This is a genomic window from uncultured Idiomarina sp. (assembly GCF_964010655.1).
Taxonomy (GTDB): Bacteria; Pseudomonadota; Gammaproteobacteria; order Enterobacterales; family Alteromonadaceae; genus Idiomarina; species Idiomarina baltica.
The window spans coordinates 47,515-69,330 of record NZ_CAXGLS010000006.1; the positions used below are offsets into that span (position 1 = coordinate 47,515).

Annotated in this window: 23 protein-coding genes; 13 read left to right on the forward strand and 10 right to left on the reverse strand. The window is 47.9% G+C overall.

What is annotated here, in order from left to right; genetic code table 11:
* Positions 1–14 precede the first annotated feature (14 nt).
* Positions 15–722: a general secretion pathway protein GspB gene (locus tag ABNS04_RS03120; RefSeq protein WP_272977749.1), complete on the reverse strand. Its 708-nt coding sequence runs from the start codon at positions 720–722 to the stop codon at positions 15–17.
* Positions 722–2,158: an AAA family ATPase gene (locus ABNS04_RS03125; protein ID WP_272977755.1), complete on the reverse strand. Its 1,437-nt coding sequence runs from the start codon at positions 2,156–2,158 to the stop codon at positions 722–724. Before ABNS04_RS03125 ends, ABNS04_RS03120 begins: the two co-directional genes overlap by 1 nt.
* An 86-nt stretch (positions 2,159–2,244) precedes the next feature.
* On the opposite strand from ABNS04_RS03125, the gene ABNS04_RS03130 reads away from it, so the two are divergent.
* Positions 2,245–3,339: a hypothetical protein gene (locus tag ABNS04_RS03130; protein ID WP_337877888.1), complete on the forward strand. Its 1,095-nt coding sequence runs from the start codon at positions 2,245–2,247 to the stop codon at positions 3,337–3,339.
* Here ABNS04_RS03130 and folK read toward each other — a convergent pair.
* Together folK and folB are read right to left on the reverse strand one after the other, a co-directional pair.
* A complete protein-coding gene (folK, locus tag ABNS04_RS03135; protein ID WP_006956146.1) occupies positions 3,336–3,830 on the reverse strand; it encodes a 2-amino-4-hydroxy-6-hydroxymethyldihydropteridine diphosphokinase in 495 nt (164 codons plus the stop codon). The genes ABNS04_RS03130 and folK overlap by 4 nt on opposite strands.
* A gap of 5 nt (positions 3,831–3,835) precedes the next feature.
* On the reverse strand, positions 3,836–4,219 hold the full coding sequence (folB, locus tag ABNS04_RS03140) for a dihydroneopterin aldolase (RefSeq protein ID WP_006956145.1): 384 nt from the start codon (positions 4,217–4,219) through the stop codon (positions 3,836–3,838).
* Positions 4,220–4,303: 84 nt separating this feature from the next.
* Between folB and plsY the strand changes: the two genes are divergently transcribed.
* A complete protein-coding gene (gene plsY, locus ABNS04_RS03145) occupies positions 4,304–4,894 on the forward strand; it encodes a glycerol-3-phosphate 1-O-acyltransferase PlsY (RefSeq protein ID WP_006956144.1) in 591 nt (196 codons plus the stop codon).
* Between the two features lie 2 nt (positions 4,895–4,896).
* Here plsY and tsaD read toward each other — a convergent pair whose 3' ends face one another.
* Entirely contained in the window at positions 4,897–5,916 is a 1,020-nt protein-coding gene (gene tsaD, locus ABNS04_RS03150) for a tRNA (adenosine(37)-N6)-threonylcarbamoyltransferase complex transferase subunit TsaD (protein WP_272977747.1), read from the reverse strand.
* Between the two features lie 118 nt (positions 5,917–6,034).
* Between tsaD and ABNS04_RS03155 the strand changes: the two genes are divergently transcribed.
* Positions 6,035–7,660: an amidase gene (locus ABNS04_RS03155; RefSeq protein ID WP_272977746.1), complete on the forward strand. Its 1,626-nt coding sequence runs from the start codon at positions 6,035–6,037 to the stop codon at positions 7,658–7,660.
* On the opposite strand, the gene ABNS04_RS03160 is transcribed toward ABNS04_RS03155, so the two are convergent.
* Together ABNS04_RS03160 and ABNS04_RS03165 are read right to left on the reverse strand one after the other, a co-directional pair.
* Complete coding sequence (locus tag ABNS04_RS03160) at positions 7,638–8,669, reverse strand: alkaline phosphatase D family protein (protein WP_272977745.1); 1,032 nt, start codon at positions 8,667–8,669, stop codon at positions 7,638–7,640. The genes ABNS04_RS03155 and ABNS04_RS03160 overlap by 23 nt on opposite strands.
* Entirely contained in the window at positions 8,669–9,703 is a 1,035-nt protein-coding gene (locus ABNS04_RS03165) for a type IV pilus twitching motility protein PilT (protein WP_272977744.1), read from the reverse strand. Before ABNS04_RS03165 ends, ABNS04_RS03160 begins: the two co-directional genes overlap by 1 nt.
* 32 nt (positions 9,704–9,735) lie before the next feature.
* Here ABNS04_RS03165 and ABNS04_RS03170 point away from each other — a divergent pair, with 32 nt between their 5' ends.
* Genes ABNS04_RS03170 through ABNS04_RS03185 form a run of 4 tightly spaced genes read left to right on the forward strand, consistent with a single transcriptional unit; the run spans position 9,736 to position 12,241 of the window.
* Positions 9,736–10,431: a YggS family pyridoxal phosphate-dependent enzyme gene (locus ABNS04_RS03170; RefSeq protein ID WP_272977743.1), complete on the forward strand. Its 696-nt coding sequence runs from the start codon at positions 9,736–9,738 to the stop codon at positions 10,429–10,431.
* Between the two features lie 2 nt (positions 10,432–10,433).
* On the forward strand, positions 10,434–11,255 hold the full coding sequence (gene proC / locus ABNS04_RS03175) for a pyrroline-5-carboxylate reductase (protein WP_272977742.1): 822 nt from the start codon (positions 10,434–10,436) through the stop codon (positions 11,253–11,255).
* An 8-nt stretch (positions 11,256–11,263) separates the two neighbouring features.
* On the forward strand, positions 11,264–11,791 hold the full coding sequence (locus ABNS04_RS03180) for a YggT family protein (RefSeq protein ID WP_006956137.1): 528 nt from the start codon (positions 11,264–11,266) through the stop codon (positions 11,789–11,791).
* Positions 11,792–11,800: 9 nt separating this feature from the next.
* On the forward strand, positions 11,801–12,241 hold the full coding sequence (locus ABNS04_RS03185) for a DUF4426 domain-containing protein (protein WP_272977741.1): 441 nt from the start codon (positions 11,801–11,803) through the stop codon (positions 12,239–12,241).
* Between the two features lie 8 nt (positions 12,242–12,249).
* On the opposite strand, the gene ABNS04_RS03190 is transcribed toward ABNS04_RS03185, so the two are convergent.
* Positions 12,250–13,983: a potassium/proton antiporter gene (locus tag ABNS04_RS03190; RefSeq protein WP_272977740.1), complete on the reverse strand. Its 1,734-nt coding sequence runs from the start codon at positions 13,981–13,983 to the stop codon at positions 12,250–12,252.
* Positions 13,984–14,092: 109 nt separating this feature from the next.
* Here ABNS04_RS03190 and rdgB point away from each other — a divergent pair, with 109 nt between their 5' ends.
* Both rdgB and hemW read left to right on the forward strand, forming a co-directional pair.
* Entirely contained in the window at positions 14,093–14,707 is a 615-nt protein-coding gene (gene rdgB / locus ABNS04_RS03195) for an RdgB/HAM1 family non-canonical purine NTP pyrophosphatase (protein WP_272977739.1), read from the forward strand.
* A gap of 1 nt (position 14,708) precedes the next feature.
* Positions 14,709–15,860 (forward strand): radical SAM family heme chaperone HemW, encoded by a 1,152-nt coding sequence (gene hemW, locus ABNS04_RS03200; RefSeq protein WP_272977738.1) that lies wholly within the window; start codon positions 14,709–14,711, stop codon positions 15,858–15,860.
* Here the strand turns inward: hemW and trmB are convergent.
* Positions 15,838–16,557 (reverse strand): tRNA (guanosine(46)-N7)-methyltransferase TrmB, encoded by a 720-nt coding sequence (trmB, locus tag ABNS04_RS03205; RefSeq protein WP_272977737.1) that lies wholly within the window; start codon positions 16,555–16,557, stop codon positions 15,838–15,840. The genes hemW and trmB overlap by 23 nt on opposite strands.
* Positions 16,558–16,656: 99 nt before the next feature.
* Positions 16,657–17,745 carry an OmpA family protein gene (locus ABNS04_RS03210; protein ID WP_006956131.1) on the reverse strand — a complete coding sequence of 363 codons (1,089 nt, stop codon included), beginning with the start codon at positions 17,743–17,745 and terminating at the stop codon, positions 16,657–16,659.
* A 208-nt stretch (positions 17,746–17,953) separates the two neighbouring features.
* On the opposite strand from ABNS04_RS03210, the gene mutY reads away from it, so the two are divergent.
* The 4 genes from mutY (at position 17,954) to ABNS04_RS03230 (ending at position 21,773) form a co-directional block, all read left to right on the forward strand.
* Complete coding sequence (mutY, locus tag ABNS04_RS03215) at positions 17,954–18,991, forward strand: A/G-specific adenine glycosylase (RefSeq protein ID WP_272977736.1); 1,038 nt, start codon at positions 17,954–17,956, stop codon at positions 18,989–18,991.
* Positions 18,988–19,260 carry an oxidative damage protection protein gene (locus tag ABNS04_RS03220; protein ID WP_272977735.1) on the forward strand — a complete coding sequence of 91 codons (273 nt, stop codon included), beginning with the start codon at positions 18,988–18,990 and terminating at the stop codon, positions 19,258–19,260. Before mutY ends, ABNS04_RS03220 begins: the two co-directional genes overlap by 4 nt.
* 147 nt (positions 19,261–19,407) lie before the next feature.
* Entirely contained in the window at positions 19,408–20,523 is a 1,116-nt protein-coding gene (proB, locus tag ABNS04_RS03225; protein ID WP_006956128.1) for a glutamate 5-kinase, read from the forward strand.
* Complete coding sequence (locus tag ABNS04_RS03230) at positions 20,520–21,773, forward strand: glutamate-5-semialdehyde dehydrogenase (RefSeq protein WP_006956127.1); 1,254 nt, start codon at positions 20,520–20,522, stop codon at positions 21,771–21,773. Before proB ends, ABNS04_RS03230 begins: the two co-directional genes overlap by 4 nt.
* Positions 21,774–21,816 lie beyond the last annotated feature (43 nt).

Sequence of the window (21,816 nt, forward strand, 5' to 3'; positions counted from 1 at the left end):
CGCTCAATTGTCAATCATTGGGCGCCTTTCCAATCAACCAGCGCTTCGACCGCGAAAAGCTTGCCCTGTCTGCGTAAAACCACTCGTTGTGGCTCGATCTTTACAACTTGCATGTCGCGAAATTGATCGCCAACCATTAGTTTTTGTTGATCAAGCTCTATCCACCGACGACTCTCATCAGAAACGTACATATGTGCATCGTACGTGAACGCACGAATCTGTCGCTGTAACGACGGATTGAGTTTCGATAAAGTAGGAATCACGCTATCGACGTCATTTTGCTTAGCATCGGCCGTTGCTTTAACAGCTTGTTCAAAGCGACTCAGCAAATCCTCAGAAATGCCCTCAGTAGCCAACGCATCTTGCTGACTTGCTGGCTGCTGAGCTGCTTGTCCTCTTGGATTAACAATTATCGGCTCGGGTTCAGCCGGCTTAGGCTCAGGTGCTGCCGCCCAATCGATGGTAGGTACTGTAGCCGCATTTCCCCAACGATAGACCTCTGGTTGCTGGGCCTGTTGCGCTACCGCGTTGTCTTGTTCACCCAAAGGGAGATACAAAACCACTAAACTGCAGGCGATGGCAGCTACACAAGCACCGATAGCCCACTTGGCAGTCCCTGAAGCCGAGTTTTTTTGCGCTGCGAATAGCTCGTTATTAAGTTGGCTTTGTGTGCGCACGATGGGGGACTGCTGTTGCTTTAGCGCTTTTAAGATAGAAGACATCAGTTAACCTCCTGTAAGCGCGGACCGGATTCAAAGTAGCGTGCACTTAACCACGCCAATGTAACTTGATTTAACTCGCCAGTGATCGGTAGTCCAGCTTGTCTTTGAATCGCTTGTAATTGTGCTTGCGCATTCAAACGCTGCTGGGTATCGCTTAAATAACGCGCCAGTTGCTCCTTAACCCATTGTGTCAAAGCTTCAGATTCCGTAGCCCCATCTTGGTATCGAATATCGGGTCGCTGATATAAGCCGATGACTTCTCCTGTCCACCCCTGGGTATCAACCGGTTCCATCGACTTCAATACGATGCCTGTTTGAGTATCTCGCAACAATAGCGCCGGGTAGTTTATTTGCTGTAATTGCGACACGCTGACCGCATTGGTTTTTAAGCAAGCGAGCTGATAATTCTTTACCCAATCACAAAAGGCTTGTTGCCGAGGCGGTTGAGGCAATTGCCACGCAGTCGCCAGTAATTGCGCATTTTGATAGTCATAGTTGCTAATCGGTTCTTCCACCTGAATCTCGGGAACTGACCACCAGCGCATCAGAGCGGCTATTATTACTGCCGCGATTGGCAGTAGAAGCCACGGCCAACGTGACGCCGTCTGAGCGCGTTGTTGAGGCTCGTCAAATTGGCCCAGCTCTTGTGAGGCGCGTTTAACATGCGCTTTGTCGACTTGCATTTGACCATCTGCGTAAGCAACTAAGAGCGCGCGATCGCAGAGTAAATTTAATAGCCTGGGTACTCCGCCCGTCAGTTTGTGGGCCGTCATCGCCGCAGGCTGAGTAAACAGTGCTCGGTTGGCGCCCGCCATCTGACAGCGATAAGCGATATATCGTTCGGTATCGTAGTTGGTCAATGGTAACAAGTGATAACGGGCTGTAATGCGCTGCGCCAGCTGTCGAAGCTCTTGCCGTTTTAGTAAGGTTTGTAGCTCAGGCTGTCCGATTAAAATGACCCGTAGTAACTTATTTTTTGTCGTTTCTAAATTGGTGAGTAACCGCAGCTGCTCGAGTACTTGGGGCTTTAAGTGTTGCGCTTCATCAATCAGCACGACACACTGACGATCCTGTTGATGAGCGTCGAGTAGAAACTGACTGATTTTATCGGTCAGTACTTTACGTGTTGCACGTCCTTTTTGATAGCGGATCCCCCACTCATCACATAACGTCGCCAACAACTCATTCTCGTTAAGCATCGGGTTTAGGATAAAGGCAATTTCTGTCGACTCGGGCAGTTGCTCAAGTAACGCACGCGATACCGTGGTTTTTCCCGTACCGACTTCTCCGGTCAGTAGAATAAAACCACCACTGCCTTGCAACCCCTGCACTAAATGCGCGAGCGCTTCTTGGTGACGTTCACTATGATAGAGAAAGTGCGGATCGGGCGCGATCGAAAATGGTTCTGCGGTTAATCCAAAATGCTGTTGATACATAGTCATGCCAAACTTTTTTAGCCTCAGTGTAACGAGTTACTTGCGCTTAAACTAGTGATTCGCGATCATCACCTTAAAGCATGGAGGTGCAATTGGATATATATTTAGTCGGTGGAGCCGTTCGAGACCAGTTATTGGGCTGTCCTGTCGGTGATAAAGATTATGTTGTGGTGGGCGCAACCCCTGACCAAATGCTCGCTTTAGGTTATCAACAAGTGGGTAAGGATTTTCCTGTGTTCTTACACCCACAGACACGGGAAGAGTATGCACTGGCGCGTACTGAGCGTAAGCAAGGACAAGGATACACGGGGTTTCAAGTTAATACAGATACAACGATAACGCTTTCCCAAGACTTAGAACGCCGAGATTTAACCATTAATGCCATCGCTGAAGACGAGCACGGACACCTGATCGATCCCTATGGCGGACAGCAAGATATTGAACGCAAGCTATTGCGTCACGTTTCGCCTGCGTTTGTTGAAGATCCCTTGCGAGTGCTTCGCGTGGCACGGTTCTATGCACGATTTAAACCCTTGGGCTTTACGGTCGCACAGGAAACCAAAAACCTGATGAAAGCCATGGCTCGTTCGGGCGAGTTAAAGACACTCGTTGCAGAACGAGTATGGCGAGAATGGGAAAAGGCGCTCGCCACCGATGCGCCAGCAGCGTTTATTGAGCTATTAGTCGAAATTGATGCATGGTCGCAGGTGATGCCTGAATTGACGATATCGCCCTCATCAGTGAGCGACCTACAACAAATTAGCCAAGTCACACAGTGCACTCACACACGATTTGCAACGCTCATGTTACGCCAAGGCGATACTTTTGAAATTAATTTGTTGAGTCAAAAGCTACGTCTGCCCAATCAGTATAAACGGTTAGCACAAGCAGTGTTTGGTAGCCGCAAGTGGTTATTGCAACCCTCACCACTCAGTCCCGCACAACTATTAGAGCTTGCTAATGGCGCTGATATGTGGCGCCAACCAGAGCGTATCGAGCAATTGGCACACATCCGCCATATCGCACGACCTAATATCAGTGATGGCTGTATTGTAAGTGCCTTGACTCAGGCTCGATCGATTGATGCCTCATCTATCGTTGCACGAGGCCTTAAAGGGCCTGAGGTAGGCCAAGTACTGAATGAGGAGCGCTTGTTAGCGATAAAACGTGGCTTAATTTAAAACGGCAGCCAACGCTCATCTTTGAGTGGAGCTAGCTGTTGTGTTCGGTTATAAGTTTGCCACAAAGCACGATAGGTTTTGCCGTTAACCGGATGTCTGCGCATCGGTGCGATATCCGCTAGCGGCAATAAAACGAAGGCATTCTCTAAAATTTCAGCACGCGGTAATTGAGGCTCTGATTCGCGAACCAAGTCATCGTATAGCAGTACGTCGATATCCAACGTACGGGGACTAAATTTAGGCCCCCCGTGAGTACGTCCATGCGCTTTCTCAATCGCCTTACACTGCTGAAGGACCGATTCGACATCGAGCGTTGTGGTTACTTCAACTACGAGGTTATAAAACGCATGTCCTGCAAAGCCAACCGCTTCACTTTCATAGACCTGGGAACGCTGCACCCAGTTAAAGTGCTCGTTGATATCAATCAGCCCATTAAGGATGTGGCGCTCTCGGTCGGAGTTCGAACCCACACCTAAAAATACACGTGCCATCGCAATTATCCGAACGGTCCGTCTACACGGGTCCGCTGTATTTTTACAGCTACATTGTTTGCCGTCGGCACAGCGCCAGGCTTACTGACCTTTACCTGGACTTCATTAACACCAAAATCTTTAAATAATAACTCGGCAATACCTTCTGCAACGGTCTCAATTAATGCTCTCGGCTTTGCTTGAATCCAACGTTCAACGGCTTGGCTGACTGCGGCATAATCGAGCGCATCATCGATACTGTCCGACTGACCTGCGCGCTGGCAATCCCATGCCAGTGTGAGATCAATGATCAGCTTTTGTTGAATATCTTGTTCCCAGTCGTAAACGCCGATAGTTGCGTCAACTTCTAGCCCCTCAATCAGTACTTCATCTAATCCTTGTTGGGACATAAATTTCCTCATTGGTAATTCGACTAAAAACCGCTTATTCTAGGTCTATAAAGCTTAACCTAATCTTAGGAAGAATCGAACCCTATGAGCGCACTGACTTTACTGATGATACTCGCTGCCTATCTACTGGGCTCGATCAGTAGTGCCGTGCTCATTTGTAAGCTTTGGCGACTGCCCGACCCCAGATTATCGGGTTCCGGTAATCCCGGAGCGACCAATGTCTATCGAGTTGGGGGTAAACTGCCCGCAATATTGACGCTTCTGTTCGACGTGCTCAAGGGGATGATCCCTGTCTGGAGCTCCTATTTTTTAGGGATCGAACCGTTTTTTCTTGGCTTAATAGCTGTCGCCGCTTGCCTGGGTCATATCTTCCCCTTGTACTTTAATTTTCGTGGCGGCAAAGCCGTCGCAACCGCCCTAGGCTCAATGTTTCCTGTGGCTTGGGCGATGGCGCTGTTGCTGATCGCTACCTGGCTTCTGGTCTTCAAGCTGAGTCGCATTTCTTCTCTTGCTGCGCTCGTTACCGTGTGTCTTGCGCCGTTTTATGCATATTGGATAAAACCTCAATACACCGTGCCTGTAATTATGATTTCAGCGCTCATTCTGTGGCGCCATCAAGCGAATATTATACGACTCACATCAGGTAAAGAAACTTCATTTCGTAGAGATCAATAACTTTAAGAACCGTGCGCAGCAAGATCAGTTAATGGCCAACGCGGGAAAGTTTTGATCGCCAACCCTGTTTTTTCGCCCGCCTCTAAACGAAGGGCGCCTGCTAACGCAATCATGGCACCATTGTCAGTGCAAAACTCTGTTCTTGGATAGAACACCTGCCCTTTCAATTTCGTCATTAAATGTTCAAGTTGTTGGCGCAAGTGTTTATTAGCGCTCACCCCGCCCGCAACAACGAGTCGCTGGCGTCCAGTTTGTTTGAGCGCACGCTTACATTTAATAGCCAGAGTATCAACGACAGCATCCTCGAATGCGCGGGCAATATCAGCTCGCGTTTGATCATCATTAGGACTGCTCGCCAACGTATTGGCGGTAAACGTTTTTAAGCCACTAAACGAAAAATCGAGACCTGGACGATCGGTCATTGGACGCGGAAACTTAAAACGTTCAGAACGCCCACTTTCAGCAAGTCGAGCCAGTCGAGGTCCTCCCGGATAATCCAGCCCCATCAACTTGGCTGTTTTATCAAACGCTTCACCAGCCGCATCGTCGACCGACTCTCCAAGCAACTCGTATTGTCCAATTCCTTTCACATCAACTAGTTGCGTGTGTCCCCCAGAAACGAGTAGCGCGACAAAGGGAAACTCGGGACGTGCATCTTCTAACATCGGAGCCAGCAGGTGCCCTTCCATGTGGTGAACGCCCACCGCTGGAACATCCCAAGCGAAAGCGAGGCTTCGACCTATACAACTACCGACAAGCAAAGCTCCGACTAGACCCGGGCCACAGGTGTAAGCTATCGCATCAATATCTTCCCGCGATAGCTCGGCTTCGGCAAACGCTTCCTGTATAAGCGGCAACACTTTACGAACGTGGTCCCGAGAAGCCAACTCCGGAACTACACCACCATAATCTGCGTGCAGTTTTACTTGTGAGTATAATTTATGCGCCAGTAGCCCGTTCTCAGTGTCATAAATAGCGATCCCCGTCTCGTCACACGACGTTTCGATACCCAGAACTTTCATACCTATACAACCTGCTATAAATCTCAATATTCCGCTATTCTACCTTATTTTTTCTCGCCTTACCTAAGAAGGTGTGCGATTTTAGTGCAACATAAAAATAACAGGGATGAACTCGATTATGGCTCTATCCAAACTTAGCAAAACAACCTTATCACTCAGCTTGGCTTTAGCGTTAACCGCATGTCAAACGTTGCCGACAGAAACGAATCCCGCCACGGTCAGCAGCCAACAAAGTGAAGCCACGTTTCAATTCGCACATGCCGATTATCTAACGATTCAAGACGCACTAGCACAAGGCGAGCTCTCTTCAGCGGAACTGATAACGCATTATTTACGTCAGATAGAAGCAAACAACCAACAGGGCGCTCAATTGCGTGCGGTTATCAGCCTTAACCCTGACGCGTTAAATCAAGCTAAAATGTTAGATAACGAACGTAAACAAGGCAATGTCCGCGGTCCTCTTCACGGAATTCCTGTGTTACTGAAAGATAATATCGATACAGCGGATGGACTCGCCAATACCGCGGGATCCGTTTTATTTGCCGAAAACTATCCCGAGGATGACGCCACTTTAGTGACAAACCTTCGTAAGCAAGGTGCAATTATCTTAGGCAAGGCCAATTTGAGTGAGTGGGCTAACTTTCGTTCAACACGTTCAAGCTCTGGATGGAGTGGTGTTGGCGGCCTAGCGCGTAACCCATACGATCCTACCCGCTCCACGTGTGGCTCAAGCGCAGGCTCAGGAGCGGCCGTCGCTGCCGACTTCACCACCTTCGCAGTCGGTACTGAAACCGATGGTTCACTCGTCTGCCCCGGAGCGGTAAACGGTATTGTCAGCATCAAACCAACGTTAGGTTTAATTAGTCGTGACGGCATCATCCCTATCTCGCACAGTCAAGATACCGCAGGTCCAATGGCACGAACCGTGGCGGGCGCAGTTACACTAATGCAGGCAATGGCATCCTACGATGGGAGCGATTCCGCTAGCTTCCGCTCCGACACCGTGTTGACCGATTATTTGAACGAAGATGGGCTCAAAGGTAAGCGTATTGGAGTCGTTCGTAACTTAATGGGGTATAACGAATTACTTGATCAGCAGTTCGAGCAACAATTGGACGTGCTAAAAGCACAAGGCGCTACGCTAGTTGATGTGGAAATGCCAACTTATGGTGAGTACGGCGATGCCGAATTCACCGTTTTGTTATATGAATTCAAGCACGATATGGCGGCGTACCTTGCGACCACTAATCTGCCGTACCGCAGCATGTCGGACTTAATTGAGGCTAACAATCGGATGGCAGATAAAGAACTCCCGTATTTTGGTCAAGAGCTCTTTATCATGGCAAACAATATGACCGCTGCTGATGAATCTCGCTATTTAGATGCGCTGGAGAAAAGTAAGCGTCTAGCTGGACCCGAGGGTATCGATAAGATGCTTACTGAGCATGATCTGGATTTGTTAGTTGCGCCCACGACCGGTCCTAGTTGGAAAATCGACTTGGTGAATGGTGACCATTACGCTGGTTCCGCAAGCTCACCGGCAGCTGTTGCGGGGTATCCGCACATTACCGTACCGATGGGGTATATTGAACTTCCCAAGCAGCCAAAACTACCCGTTGGCATTAGCTTCTTTTCCACGGCGAATGCAGAGCCTGTATTGATCGAGGCCGCCTACAGCTACGAGCAAGCGACCCAGCATCGTCAACCGCCACAATTAAACATTACTGCAAGTCACGCAAATTAATTGTCGTTTGAGTCAATGGCCGCCCGTTGACGTCTCTCAATGAGAGCGTCACGGTCGGTTGTTCTGACCATGTAATCTCGATCATACCAAACCGCGTACTTGGCTCGCCCAAACCTTGTCGCTGACTAAACTGATACGGCGTCCCATTGTCTCTATTAATGGTGCCCGAACTGACTTGCCAAACAGGATAGTCTAGTAACTGAGGCGCTTTGACAATTTGACCAAAATGAATACCACCATGCCCCAGCACAACATGTTTCACATTTAGGTTTTTTAACAGCGCAAACAGTCGCTTCTGCTCCTGCGTAAACAGAGCCCAGCTCGGGTATCCGTTCTGTGGTGCTAAAAATGGCATTTCAGAAAGCAAAATACGTATTTCTGCTTCTTTCGACAGTTGCTGTTCTAACCACTGCCATTGGCCTTCACCCAGCAGTCTATTGGCGTCACCCACTTGTAGGGGACCATTATTGTCATCGAAGTAAAGGCTGACTCGCTCAAGCAAACCTCTTTTCTTTAACGGCTCGCGCGCCCAACGCGTGTCCAATAAAATCACCTGTACCCGCTGCGGCGCTTCCCCGATGATAAAGCTTTTAGCAATACCATGCTCTTGGAACATACGTTCAGACGTCAGCGGCTCACGCCAAAAGGTCAAAAAGTGATTGCGTACCGCATAACGTTGCGGGTTGTCAGCACCGACGTGTCCATCAATACTGTAATCATCCTCTCCCCACGTCGAGACAAAAGCGCTGTTTCTGCGCAGCATCCGCGGACCTCGGTAGCGATTAAACACCTCGTACGCCGCAAGTAAGTCATCCATATCATCAGCGTTTGCAGCAACCCCATTACCGAGTAAAGCAAACACCTCGGGTTCAGCCAGGTTCAACGCATCCCATACCGCCTGTCGCTCACTCTGGTCGACACAACAACCTAGCGCAATACGTGTAGATTGCTGCGCCTGAACAGCCAGCGAAAGGGTCAAAATGACAACCGCGCACCCGAGTCGTATCACTAGAAATCCTCTTTGTTCGCAGCGCAACGACGCGCCTCTTCCCTATCTATATCGCCTCGCGAGAGTAATTTCTTTAACGACTGATCGAGTGTTTGCATTCCTTTCTCCTGTCCCGTCTGGATAACAGAGTACATTTGTGCGACTTTATCCTCCCGAATCAAGTTCTTAATCGCAGGGGTTGTCAGCATGATCTCATGTGCCGCCACACGACCTCCGCCCACGCGTTTTAATAAGCTTTGCGAAATGACAGCCCGTAATGATTCTGAGAGCATCGAGCGCACCATGGGTTTATCGTCTCCAGGGAACACATCAATAATACGATCAACGGTTTTAGGCGCTGAAGTGGTATGCAACGTACCCAACACCAAATGCCCGGTTTCTGCCGCAGTCATGGCTAAGCGAATGGTTTGCAAGTCGCGCATCTCACCGACCAAAATGACATCCGGGTCTTCCCGCAGCGCCGAGCGTAAAGCGGCTTCAAAGCTGCGTGTATCACGATGCACTTCGCGTTGACTGATTAAGCTTTGTTTATTCTCATGCACAAACTCAATCGGATCTTCAATTGTTAAAATATGTTGTGAACGTGAACGGTTAATGTAATCAACCATCGCCGCCAACGTTGTTGACTTACCCGATCCCGTGGGTCCTGTAACCAACACCAAACCGCGAGGCGCATCGACAATGTCTTTAAATATCTCTGGCGCATTGAGCTCTTCTAAGGTCGTAACTTCGCTTGGGATGACCCGGAAGGCAGCCGCGATACCGTGCCGTTGAGTGAAAACGTTGACACGGAAGCGCGCAACAGACTCAATAGAAAACGAGAAGTCACATTCGAAACGCTCGTTAAACTCTTCCTGCTGACCTTCTGACATAATATCGAACAACATGGTACGAAGTTCTTGATGTGAATGAGGGTCCATTTTAAGTGGTCGAATATCACCATCCACTCGTATCATAGGCACACTGCCTGCAGAAAGATGCAAATCTGAAGCCGATTGCTTCATACTAAAGGAAAGCAGTTCGCTTACATTCATCGTTGAATTCTCTATCTGATAAACAAGGAATAATGGTGACCAAGGTAGCAGAAAATATTGTCAAAAGTCTTGGACAAATTCGTCAAAACATTAACGCTATGGCCGAACAGACTACCTATAGGGAGTCCGTGCGGCTGCTCGCTGTGAGTAAAAAGCATTCAGCCGAAGCTATTCGGGTTGCGTACGAAGCTGGCCAACGCGAATTTGCTGAGAATTATGTTCAAGAAGGGGTTGCCAAGGTGCAACAGTTGCAAGCGCTGGATATAACCTGGCACTTTATTGGTCCGCTACAGTCCAATAAAACTAAACTTGTCGCTGAACACTTTGACTGGGTTCAAAGTATCGATCGAGAGAAAATTGCTCGTCGTTTAAATGACCAGCGTTCAGGTGCTTTGCCCCCGCTCAATGTACTCTTACAGGTAAATATCGATAACGACCCGAATAAATCCGGTGTAAAAAAAAGTGATGTTAATGCACTCGCAAAGTTTGTCAGCAAGTGCCCGCACTTGAAACTACGTGGCATCATGACCATCTTAGAAGCAGATACCGATGAAAAGCAGCAACTTGATAGCTTCACGAGCATGCGTGAACTTTACCAACAGTTGCAACAACTGCACCCATCTGTTGACACCCTTTCTATGGGAATGAGCGGTGATATGCGACAAGCAATACACGCAGGTGCTAACATGGTACGTATTGGAAGTGCAATTTTTGGACAACGGGAGTGATAATGAACGATATTCGTAAGATCGCATTTATTGGCGCAGGTAACATGACACAAAGCATCGTTGGTGGCATGTGCAAAAGTGGCTATCCAGCTGACCATGTTTTTGTCAGCAACCCGAGCCCTGAGAAACTTGAAACGATGAAGTCCAACTTAGGCGTCAATACTAGCCAAGACAATATTGAGGTTATTGAGCAAGCCGACGTTATCGTGCTCTCAGTTAAGCCGCAATTAATGGAACAAGTTTGTGCTGATATTAAAAGCAAAGTCAGTAACCTTGCCGACAAACTGATTATCACCATCGCTGCTGGTATTCGTATGCCGAAATACCGCACTTATTTAGGTGATGACATCACCATCATCCGCGTGATGCCTAATACGCCATCGTTGGTCGGTCAGGGCATGTCAGGTTTAGTGACCGATAGCGCCGATGACAAAGATAAAGCCTATGTGACTGACGTATTCGATGGAGTGGGTGATACCCTATGGGTCGCCGATGAAGATCAACTCGATATCCTAGGCGCCGTCGCGGGCAGTGGCCCGGCGTACTTCTTCGAATTTATGGATAGTTTAGCCAAAGGCGCAATGGAACTCGGCTTTGACCCAGAAAAAGCGCGCGCTATGGTTCAGCAAACCTGTTTAGGTGCCGCACAAATGGCGAAAGAAAGCGACTTAACATTAGAAGATTTACGCAAGCAAGTAACCAGTAAGGGCGGCTCAACCGCAAAAGGCGTAGAAGTCTATCAACAACGCGATCTGCATAACATTTCGGCCGATGCTGTGAAAGCCGCAGTGAAACGTAATCAAGAAATGGCGGATCTGTTTTAGGAGCGACCATGAATAACGCAATGCAGTTTCTTCTGACCACCTTAATCGAACTTTACTCGATTGTGGTTATTTTGCGACTCTGGATGCAAGCTGTTCGAGCGGATTACTATAATCCGCTCAGTCAGTTTGTTGTCAAAGCAACCGAGCCTTTGTTGGGTCCCTTGCGCAAAGTGATTCCATCTAAAGGCCGCATAGATTTAGCGTGTTTAATACTCGCTATTGCGCTAGGCATGCTCAAAATAGGTGCGCTGGTTTGGTTAAATGACATCCCGGTGAACCCCTTGGTAATTGTTGTTCAGGGCTTACTGTCTACCGTTAGTGCATTTTTAACCACCCTATTCTGGATCCTGATTATCCGCGCACTGTTGAGCTGGTTTTCCCAAGGCTATAACCCGATGGAAGCGATGTTGTATCAATTGACAGAGCCCTTTCTTGCGCCCGTGCGACGTATCATTCCGCCGCTAGGAGGCTTAGACCTATCGGTGTTAATTGTCATTATTGCGATTCAGTTCTTGCGCATCTTAATCGGCGTATAGGAGCAAACAATGCAACAATTGAGTCGTTATTTAACTTTTACATTGCTATTGGCAGCGAGCACCTTTACGGGTGCTTCGCTCGCTGAACAAAAACAGCAGTTGGACGAGTGGGATGTTCATTACAACGCGTTTAACTCGACGTTTCTAACGCCCGAGATCGCTTCAACCTATGATATTCAGCGAAGTGAGAAGTCAGGATTGGTAAATATTGCGGTCTTGAATCGTTCTAACCAACAGTCGGTCGCTGCAGACTTAAAAGGTCACGTGATAAACCCTCGCGGTGGCGTACAGACATTGCAGTTCCAAAAAATTGATGAGGGCACAAGCGTCTATTACATTGCCGATTTTTTATTTGGTGATGAAGAGTTAATGCGCTTTAAAATTGATATTCGCGATTCAGCGGGTCATAGCCATCGCCTTGAATTCGAACAAAAAATGTATCAAGAGTGAGCCCCTGCTCACTCTTTTGCTTTAACACCCACCGCTTCAATATCACCCGTTTTATTTAAGCTACGTACTGTCACTGTCAACGCGCCAATAATCAAGCTATCGCCGATAACTACGCGACGATGGAACTTGTCCTTAAAGTGGTCATTGAGAGTCATGCTGAGGATAGATTCATCCACATCGCCTGCCGGATATACGCTCGCCAGCTCGGCAATCGTCAAGTCGCCCCTTAAAGTAAAGTCACCGAAGAAGCCTTTATCACTCATCTGCATGCCCTTACCGCCGGATGCTAAGATACGACTCACCTCATCAATATCTTTGACTGTTGCAGTCACTAGCAGTACATCCCCCTCACGCACAATAGGTTGTGTCTCGGGTTGCAGCCAGTCGCCGTCACGAATAACACCGACAAAAGTCGCAGGAGCGGTCAACTTGAGCTCTTTCCACGCGTGATCACAGGCGGGGGAATCTTTATCGATAGGATAAGACCAGACCTCTAATGCTTCGCGACTCGAAACAGACGCCAATGGCATCCGCTGCGCCGGTTCCGGGCGTTTGGGGACTTCTAACTGTAACCAACGTGCAACAGGCGCAATGGTCCAGCCTTGAATGATTAGCGAGATGAGCACCACGACAAATGCGACATCGAAATAGAGCTCTTGTTGCTCAACACCACTTAGCCAAGGGAACAAGGCTAAGATAATAGGCACCGCCCCACGTAATCCGACCCAACTGATAAACACCTGCTCACGCCAGGGAAAGCTGAATGGGAGTAAACTCACCAAGACTGCTATCGGACGCGCTACGAATATCAGCGTAAAAGCAACACCCACGGCGACAGGTAAGTATTGAACAACATGTGAAGGTGTTACTAATAAGCCAAGTATAAGAAACATGCTAATTTGACTTAACCAAGCTAGCCCATCCTGTACATGCAGAATATGCACAAGTTGTGGTAGACGCGAATTGCCAATAACGAAGCCCATTAAGTACACCGCTAAGAAACCGCTGGCACCCAAAAATGCAGTCAGTGCATAGATCATCACGGCACTGGCAATCGCTAATAAGGGTAGAAATGAGAAACTCAGCGGTAATTTCCTGGCTGCAATAATGAATGCACGACCCGCTAACCATCCCATCGCCAAGCCACCTGCAAGCTGCCAGGCGACATTTCCCACCATGTGATACCACGCTGAAAATTCGCCAGATGCGGCAGCGCTGGTCATGGTCAGCGTGAGGATAACCGCCATCGGGTCGTTGCTACCTGACTCTATCTCAAGTGTCGCACCGACCCGCTCTTTAATCTGTAAACCCTGCGACTGAAAGATACCAAATACAGCGGCCGCGTCGGTAGAACTTAAAATGGCACCTATCAATAAGGCAGCCGTCCAAGGTAGATCGAATAAATATACCGCTGTCGTTGCAACCAAGGTGCAGGTTAAGGCCACCCCGATAGTTGCCAAACTAATAGCGGGCCAAAGTGCAACCCTAAAGCGCTCAGGATTGGTGCGCATGCCACCATCAAATAGGATAATCACTAATGCGATAGAGCCGATGAAAAACGCAATATTAGGGCTATCAAAACTTAACCCGAGCACACCATCGGTTCCCGCGAGCATACCCACGACAAGAAACACGAGTAGAATAGGTGCACCCAAGCGATTAGAAATTATTCCTGCAAGGATACTCACCACTAACAAAAAACCACACACTAAAATCAGTGTATTTGCAGCATCCAAGTGCATTCTCCTTTTATTCTTTTATTTTATCCGTGCCGCTTATTATGAATCATTGATTTTAAAAGGCACGTTCAAACGGTATCATGATGTCACCGATTTGACTTGAGATTTTTCTATGATAACAAGCGACTTTACCCTAGTGCTCGCAACTGGAAACCAAGGAAAAGTGAGCGAGCTACAAGCGATGTTGGCGAGCCAACAGACAACTCAGTCTTGGCAAGTCCGACCACAGAGTGAATGGAACGTGCCCGAAGCAGAAGAAACCGGCACAACGTTTGTAGAAAACGCTATCATTAAGGCGCGTAATGCCTGTCTACATACGGGATTACCCGCCATAGCGGATGACTCTGGCCTCGAAATTCCTGCGCTCGACGGTGCACCAGGCGTTTACTCGGCGCGTTATGCGGGCGAGCATGCGACCGATCAAGATAACATCGATCGTGTACTTGCGGATATGTCGAGCATAAAGCAACGCCAAGCTCGCTTTCATTGCGTACTGGTTTATATGCGCCATGCTGCCGATCCAACGCCGTTAATCTGTCACGGGCAATGGCACGGCGAGCTCTTAACGCACCCGCAAGGTGACCACGGTTTCGGGTACGATCCAATTTTTTATATCGCTGACCAGCAGTGTTCAGCAGCCCAGCTCGATAAAGCGGCTAAACAGCAATTGAGTCACCGTGGTAAAGCACTCTCCCAATTACTGCAACACATAGCAGAACAGGCCTAATATGTCACTTACGCTTCCACCGTTATCGCTCTATATCCATATTCCATGGTGTGTCGAGAAGTGCCCCTACTGCGACTTTAACTCGCACAAAATACAAGGTAGCATTCCTGAACAAGCTTATATAAGTCGCTTGCTAGATGACCTATCAGCCGATCTCGGCGGCGTGCAAGGTCGCGCTATCCAATCTATTTTTATTGGCGGAGGAACCCCAAGCGTGATTACTGCGGAGGGGATTCAACGGTTACTTGATGGCGTGCGCAAACGCCTGACTCTTGCCAATGATTGCGAGATCACGTTGGAAGCCAACCCAGGCACTTTCGAGGTAGAGCGCTTTGCGGGCTTCATCAACGCGGGTGTCAACAGACTCTCTATCGGCATTCAAAGCCTCAATGCAGAACACTTACGTACACTCGGTCGTATCCATGACCCGCTGCAAGCTCGCATCGCGGCAGAGCACGCCAGTCAGTTACCTCTGAACAGCTTTAACCTGGACTTGATGCATGGTTTGCCCGGTCAATCGGCGCACGACGCACTGAGCGATCTTGAAGGTGTTATTGCACTAAATCCACCTCATATTTCATGGTATCAGCTGACCATCGAACCCAACACTATGTTTGCCAGCCGACCGCCTCAACTGCCCGATGACGATACGCTATGGGCCATCTATCAACGCGGCCACGAGAGATTACTGAAAGCCGGTTATCAGCAATACGAAGTCAGTGCTTACTGTAAACCAGGGCACCAAAGTCTACACAACACTAACTATTGGGAGTTTGGTGACTATTTAGGTATCGGTTGTGGAGCACACAGTAAAATAACCCTCCCAGAGCAACATAAAATACGGCGTTGCGAAAAGGTGAAACATCCTCAGGGCTATCTCGATTTGACGCGCGCGTTACGTTATCGGGAGTGGGATGTTGACCCCGAAGAGCGAAGCTTCGAGTTCTTCATGAACCAATTTCGTCTATTTCAGCCTGTATCTAAACAACAGTTTACTGACTTTACCGGACTACCGATCGAACACGGTGACCGTGCACTAGACGAAGCCAAGAGAAAAGGCTGGGTCGAATCAGACGGTGACCATTGGCAGCTAAGTCAGCTCGGTCACCGATTTCTGAACGACGTCTTAACTACTTTGCTTTCTGAAACTTAAGGTCCCAGACACCGTGGCCTTTAGTTTCACCACGTTGTTCAAACTTGGTTTTAGGACGCTCTTCTGGGCGCGGAATAAAGTCACCCGCGGTCGATAGGTTGCTCAAACGTGGCTCGCCGGACAACACCTCAAGCATATGTTCGGCGTAGTTTTCCCAGTCGGTCGCCAAGTGAATCACACCGTTGGGTTTGAGCTTTTTACACAGGTGAGCAACAAACTCCGGTTGAATTAGTCGGCGTTTATGATGACGCTTCTTATGCCATGGATCAGGAAAGAAAATTTGCACCTGCTGTAAGCTCTCGTCAGCAATACACTGCTCAAGTACTTCAACTGCATCGTCATTGAATAGGCGTAAATTAGTAACACCAGCATACTCTGCAGCCATCAAGCAGGCACCGACGCCGGGTTCATGGACTTCGATACCGATGAAGTTTTGCTCAGGTGCATTCTTTGCCATTTCAACCAACGAGTGCCCCATACCAAAGCCTATTTCTAAAGTGACTGGGTTGCTGTTATTGAACACTGTTTCAAAGTTGAGCAGACCTTGCTCTAGCGCAAGACCAAGTTGTGGCCATTGACGTTCAATTGCGGCTGCTTGGCCTTTAGTTAATCGCCCCTCACGCTTTACAAAACTGCGAACTCGACGTACATATTTTCCAGCCGCTGCGGCTTCTTCAGCGCTTTTAAACTGACTCATTTATTTACACTCAACTGTTGCTGTCACCATAATAAAAAAGCAGGCTCATTTTCATGAGCCTGCTCTCTATTATCACCTATTCAAGGTACTTAACGCAATTTACTTCTCAATGACAGGTACACGTGTCATGACTTTCAGTTCAGCTTCAATGCGACGATTTTCTTGACGATCTGCAGGGCTGTCACCTTTAACTTTAGGCTGACTCTCGCCATGACCGACTGTGTTAATGCGGCTTGCTGAAATGCCGTAGCTTTCAACCAGTACATTTTTGACTGACTCTGCACGGCGCTGCGACAACCACTGGTTGTACTCTGCATCACCGATTTTGTCGGTATGTCCATGTATTGTCAGATCTAACTGCGGATGCTCGTTCATAAATTCCGCCATTTCCGCAATAGGTTCCATCGCATCTTTGCGAACTTGCGAGGAATCAAAATCAAATTCAACGAGCAGCTGTTCGCGTACAGTTTCATTTTCATACATGGTGCAACCATCTGCATCCACTGAGTAACGACGAGGCGTATCAGCGCACTTATCGCGGCTGTCTATCACACCGTCGTTGTCACTATCCATCGTCTGCTGCGGTGCAGGTGTCGTTTCAGTTGGCTGCGCAGCCGCTGGACGAGGTTTCGCCTCTGTTACAGCATTGCGTCCGCCGAAGAAATACTGAAGACCAACGTTCGCAAAACCTTCGGTGTAATCTTCATCAAACCCTTGCTGAACACCACCTTCTACGCGCCAAGCTAAATTGTTATTGATGAAAGAACGGTGACCCACCGTCAACCGAACCGATTTGTCCGCGATATCTCCGATATCAGTACTCGTTAGGCCTAAACCACCGTAGACCATATCATTAAAATGATACAGCACATCAGTACCGTAACTTTTACCGTAAGCAGTGCCACTCGGGTCTAAATCTGCTTCCATGTAGTCATAATAAACGCGTGCTTCCCAAGCTTCGGTTAACATCACACCTAGCTCAAGACCGCCGGTCCAAGTGCTCAAACCATTATCTACCGGCACACCAACATTGTTTTGCGCAGCGACACGCTCCGAGTCAGGCGCAAAAACTCCCAAACGCGCTCCCACATAAATATCGTTTTTTTCTACTTGAGATTGTTGTGCAAGTGCAGTCCCAGACACACCAGCGCTTAAAAGGGCTAGAACAATCGCGTTTAGTTTTTTCATTGCAATCTCCTTATTCATGCAATCTGTAAATTCGTACGTCTCACTGTGAGTACGACAAATTAAATATGTAGATCATAATGATCATTCATAATTATTAAAATTATAGTGCTATTTTTTTATTTGTCAGATAGGTTTGCGGTTTATTTACACAGCTTTAGACAATAAACTAAATAGAACTAACGTAACTTGATAAAAGTCAGAGGCCTTAATGAATGAGCAGTTTTCAAGCCATGTATTAAGTTGGTTTGATAAGTTCGGGCGCAAGACGCTTCCATGGCAACTTAATAAAACGCCTTATCGGGTGTGGTTGTCAGAAATTATGCTACAGCAAACCCAAGTCAATACCGTTATCCCCTATTTTAAGCGATTCGTAGAGCGCTTTCCATCACTTCCCGACTTAGCCGAAGCCGAACAAGATACCGTGCTCAGTTTATGGACGGGATTAGGCTACTATGCACGCGCTCGCAACCTCCATAAAGCCGCACAGCTCGCTGTCGAGCGATATGACGGTCAGTTACCCGACTCTCAGGCTGAACTCGAGACGCTACCCGGCATCGGCCGTTCTACAGCAGGCGCAATATTATCGCTAGGTTTTGGCAAGCCTGCAGCCATTCTCGACGGCAATGTAAAACGTGTGCTAGCTCGCTATTTCGGTGAGTCAGAATGGCCCGGTAAAACAGCGGTACAACGATCGTTATGGCAACACTCTGAAGCGCTCACACCCGCTCACCGACATGATGATTATAATCAGGCAATGATGGATTTGGGCGCTCTGGTCTGCACGCGAAGCAAGCCGGATTGTCAGGCTTGCCCTCTTAGGAGCGATTGTCTCGCGTATCAAGAAGACACGGTCGCGACTATCCCAGCGCCTAAGCCTAAAAAGGAAAACCCGACTCGCACCGTTTATCTGCTCATTCAACGGGATATCCAAACATTATCCATTTTGCTAGAGCAGCGACCAGCAACAGGAATTTGGGGCGCACTTTGGAGCTTTCCAGAGTACGAGAGTAAATCAGCACTCTTGAACTCAGCGCCAGCTCATCCCGAACAATTGATCGAATTATCACCATTTAAGCACGTTTTTAGTCATTTCACCCTGCATTGTTATCCGATCGTAGTTGACAGTCACGCTACAGATGCCATTAATGAAAGAAAGCAATGCTGGGTGCCACTCCATGAGGATATTGAACTGGGGTATTCGGCAGTTACAGTAAAACTATTTAAGAAACTAAAGGTACTAAAATGAGCAGAACCGTTTATTGCGAATTTTTACAAAAGGAAGCTGAGGGACTCGATTTTCAGCTCTACCCTGGTGAACTAGGTGAACGTATATTTAATCACATTTCCAAAGAAGCTTGGGGCGAGTGGCAGAAGAAGCAAACTATGCTAATTAACGAAAATCGTTTAAATATGATGGCGGAAGACGATCGAAAATTCCTTGAAGAACGTATGAAAGAATTCCTATTCGAAAGAAAGGATGTCACGGTTGAGGGTTACACCCCGCCAAGTGATTAATGGATGCACAAATTCACTAACACAGTGATTTATTTTTGACTAATATATTGACAATAGCTTTGGCTTATGAAGCTTTAAAGCTCTGTGAGTAGAGAAAAAAAAGCCAATCTGTTAGACTACTAACGAATTCATGAAAAGGGAGTCTATATGAAAGCGCCATCCTGGCGAAGAGCCGTCCTAAAGGTAGGCAGTGCGCTCATTGCGCCAGATGAAACCGGAGTGAGTACCAAGTACCTACTGCCAATCGCTCGTTTCATCAACGAGTGTAGAGAACGCGGCCAAGAGGTCGTACTCGTTTCTTCAGGCAGTGTTGCCGCTGGAAGAAAGCATATTCCATTTGAGCATCAAAAGTTACCCGTCACCGTTCGTAAAGCCATGTCAGCTGTAGGACAGAACGAAATGATGGCGTATTGGTCGCGCTTTTTTGACTTTCCATGCGCCCAACTCTTGATGACGCACAGTGATTTACGTGACCGTGCACGTTACGTAAGTATCAAAAACACACTGAATAGATTGTTAGAACACAACATTTTACCTGTTGTGAATGAAAATGATGCACTTGCCACTGATGAAATGAAAGTGGGCGACAACGATAACTTGGCGGCGATGGTCGCAACGCTCGTTGACGCAGATGCATTATTTATTTGCTCAGACATCGATGGACTTTATGACGCCGATCCGAATGTGAACCCAGACGCCAAGAAAATTCCTGTGGTTGAGCAAATCGATGAAAGTATTTTCTCGCTAGCAGGCGGCTCTGTCAGTGCGGTTGGCACAGGCGGCATGAGAACAAAAGTCGAGGCTGCAGAAAAAGCGACTTCACACGGTATTGATACCTATATTGTGAACGGCCGCAAAGGCGAGACTTTTGAATCGCTGTTGCAAGGCGAGATTCCTGGCACTTTATTTAGACGTCAATCAGACCCCATTAGTAACAAGAAGCACTGGTTGCGTCACACGCTTGTCGCGCAAGGCGAGATTTTAATCGATGAGGGTGCAGAAAAAGCTTTATTAGAGAACGGTGCGTCACTGTTAAGTTCCGGTATTGTCGATGTTCAAGGCGACTTTGACCGAGGCGATGCGGTACTCGTCCGCAGCGCAAATGATACAGACGCAATCGCTAAGGGTATTTGCCAATACAGTTCTCACGAACTATTACACATCAAAGGTCAGCAGACGGAAGATATTGCTGAGCAATTTGGTTACAGCCCAATTACAGAAGTGATTCACCGTGACGATTTGATGATTTTGGAGGACTCATGAGTCAAGATTTAGCACAACAGATTGCCAAACGTGCAGCCGATGCGGCACACGCGGTGGCAACACTGTCAGAACAAGAGAAAAACGCCGTACTACAGAAGATGGCGAATGCCATTCGTGCACATAAAGATGAAATTCTTAAAGTGAACGAAACGGACATGAAAACAGGCAAAGAAAAAGGCCTGAGCGATGCAATGATGGATCGTCTTCATTTAACTGAAGAGCGTGTTGAAGGTATGGCGACGGCTATCGAAGAAATTATCGATTTAAAAGACCCTGTGGGTGATAGCTACCTGTTGGAAGAACGTCCTAACGGCTTGAAAATCGAAAAGATGCGTATTCCGCTGGGCGTCATTTGCATGATTTATGAAGCACGTCCTAACGTCACAGCCGACGCGGGCGCACTATGCTTTAAATCAGGTAATGCGGTTATCTTGCGTTGTGGTCGCGAAGCAATCGAAAGTAGTAAAGCTATCGCTGATGCACTGCATGAGGCTTTAGAGCAAAGCGGTTTACCAAAAGATGTGATCACTGTAGTACCAACGCCAGATCGCGAAGTCATGACCGAGCTACTGCAGCAGAAAGACTACATCGATTTGGTGATTCCTCGCGGCGGCGAAGGCCTCATTCATTTCGTGAGCGATACCAGTAAGATCCCAGTGATTCAACATTACAAAGGCGTGTGCCATCTTTATGTTGATAAAGATGCCGACCTTGATAAAGCGCTCGCCATCTTGCTTAATGGCAAGACCCAACGCACAGGTGTATGTAATGCGCTGGAAGGTCTGCTAGTCCATCAAGATATCGCTGATAAGTTCTTACCGATGGCAGCCAAAGCATTAGCAGAAAAAGACGTGACCATTCACGCTTGCAACAAATCGGTGGGCTATTTTGACGGTGCTGATGAAATTTCAGTCGATGATTTCGGCCAAGAGTATCTTGCGCTTGAGATAGCTGTCCGTACCGTTGATGACTTTGATGGTGCACTTGAGCACATCAAACGTTTTGGCAGCGGACACACCGAAGTCATCGTCACTGAAAACGATCAGACAGCTAAGCGTTTCATTCGCGAAGTTGATTCTGCAGTGACCATGGCAAACGCATCTTCACGCTTCTCTGACGGCGGTCAGCTTGGCTTAGGCGCTGAGATTGGTATCTCAACCAGTAAGCTGCATGCATACGGTCCAATGGGCTTACAAGCGCTTACAACTGAGAAGTTCGTAGTGACAGGTAACGGACAAATTCGCGACTGATCATTTAGGTTGCGACGGTACAAAAAAGGCCTGCTAAGTTAAA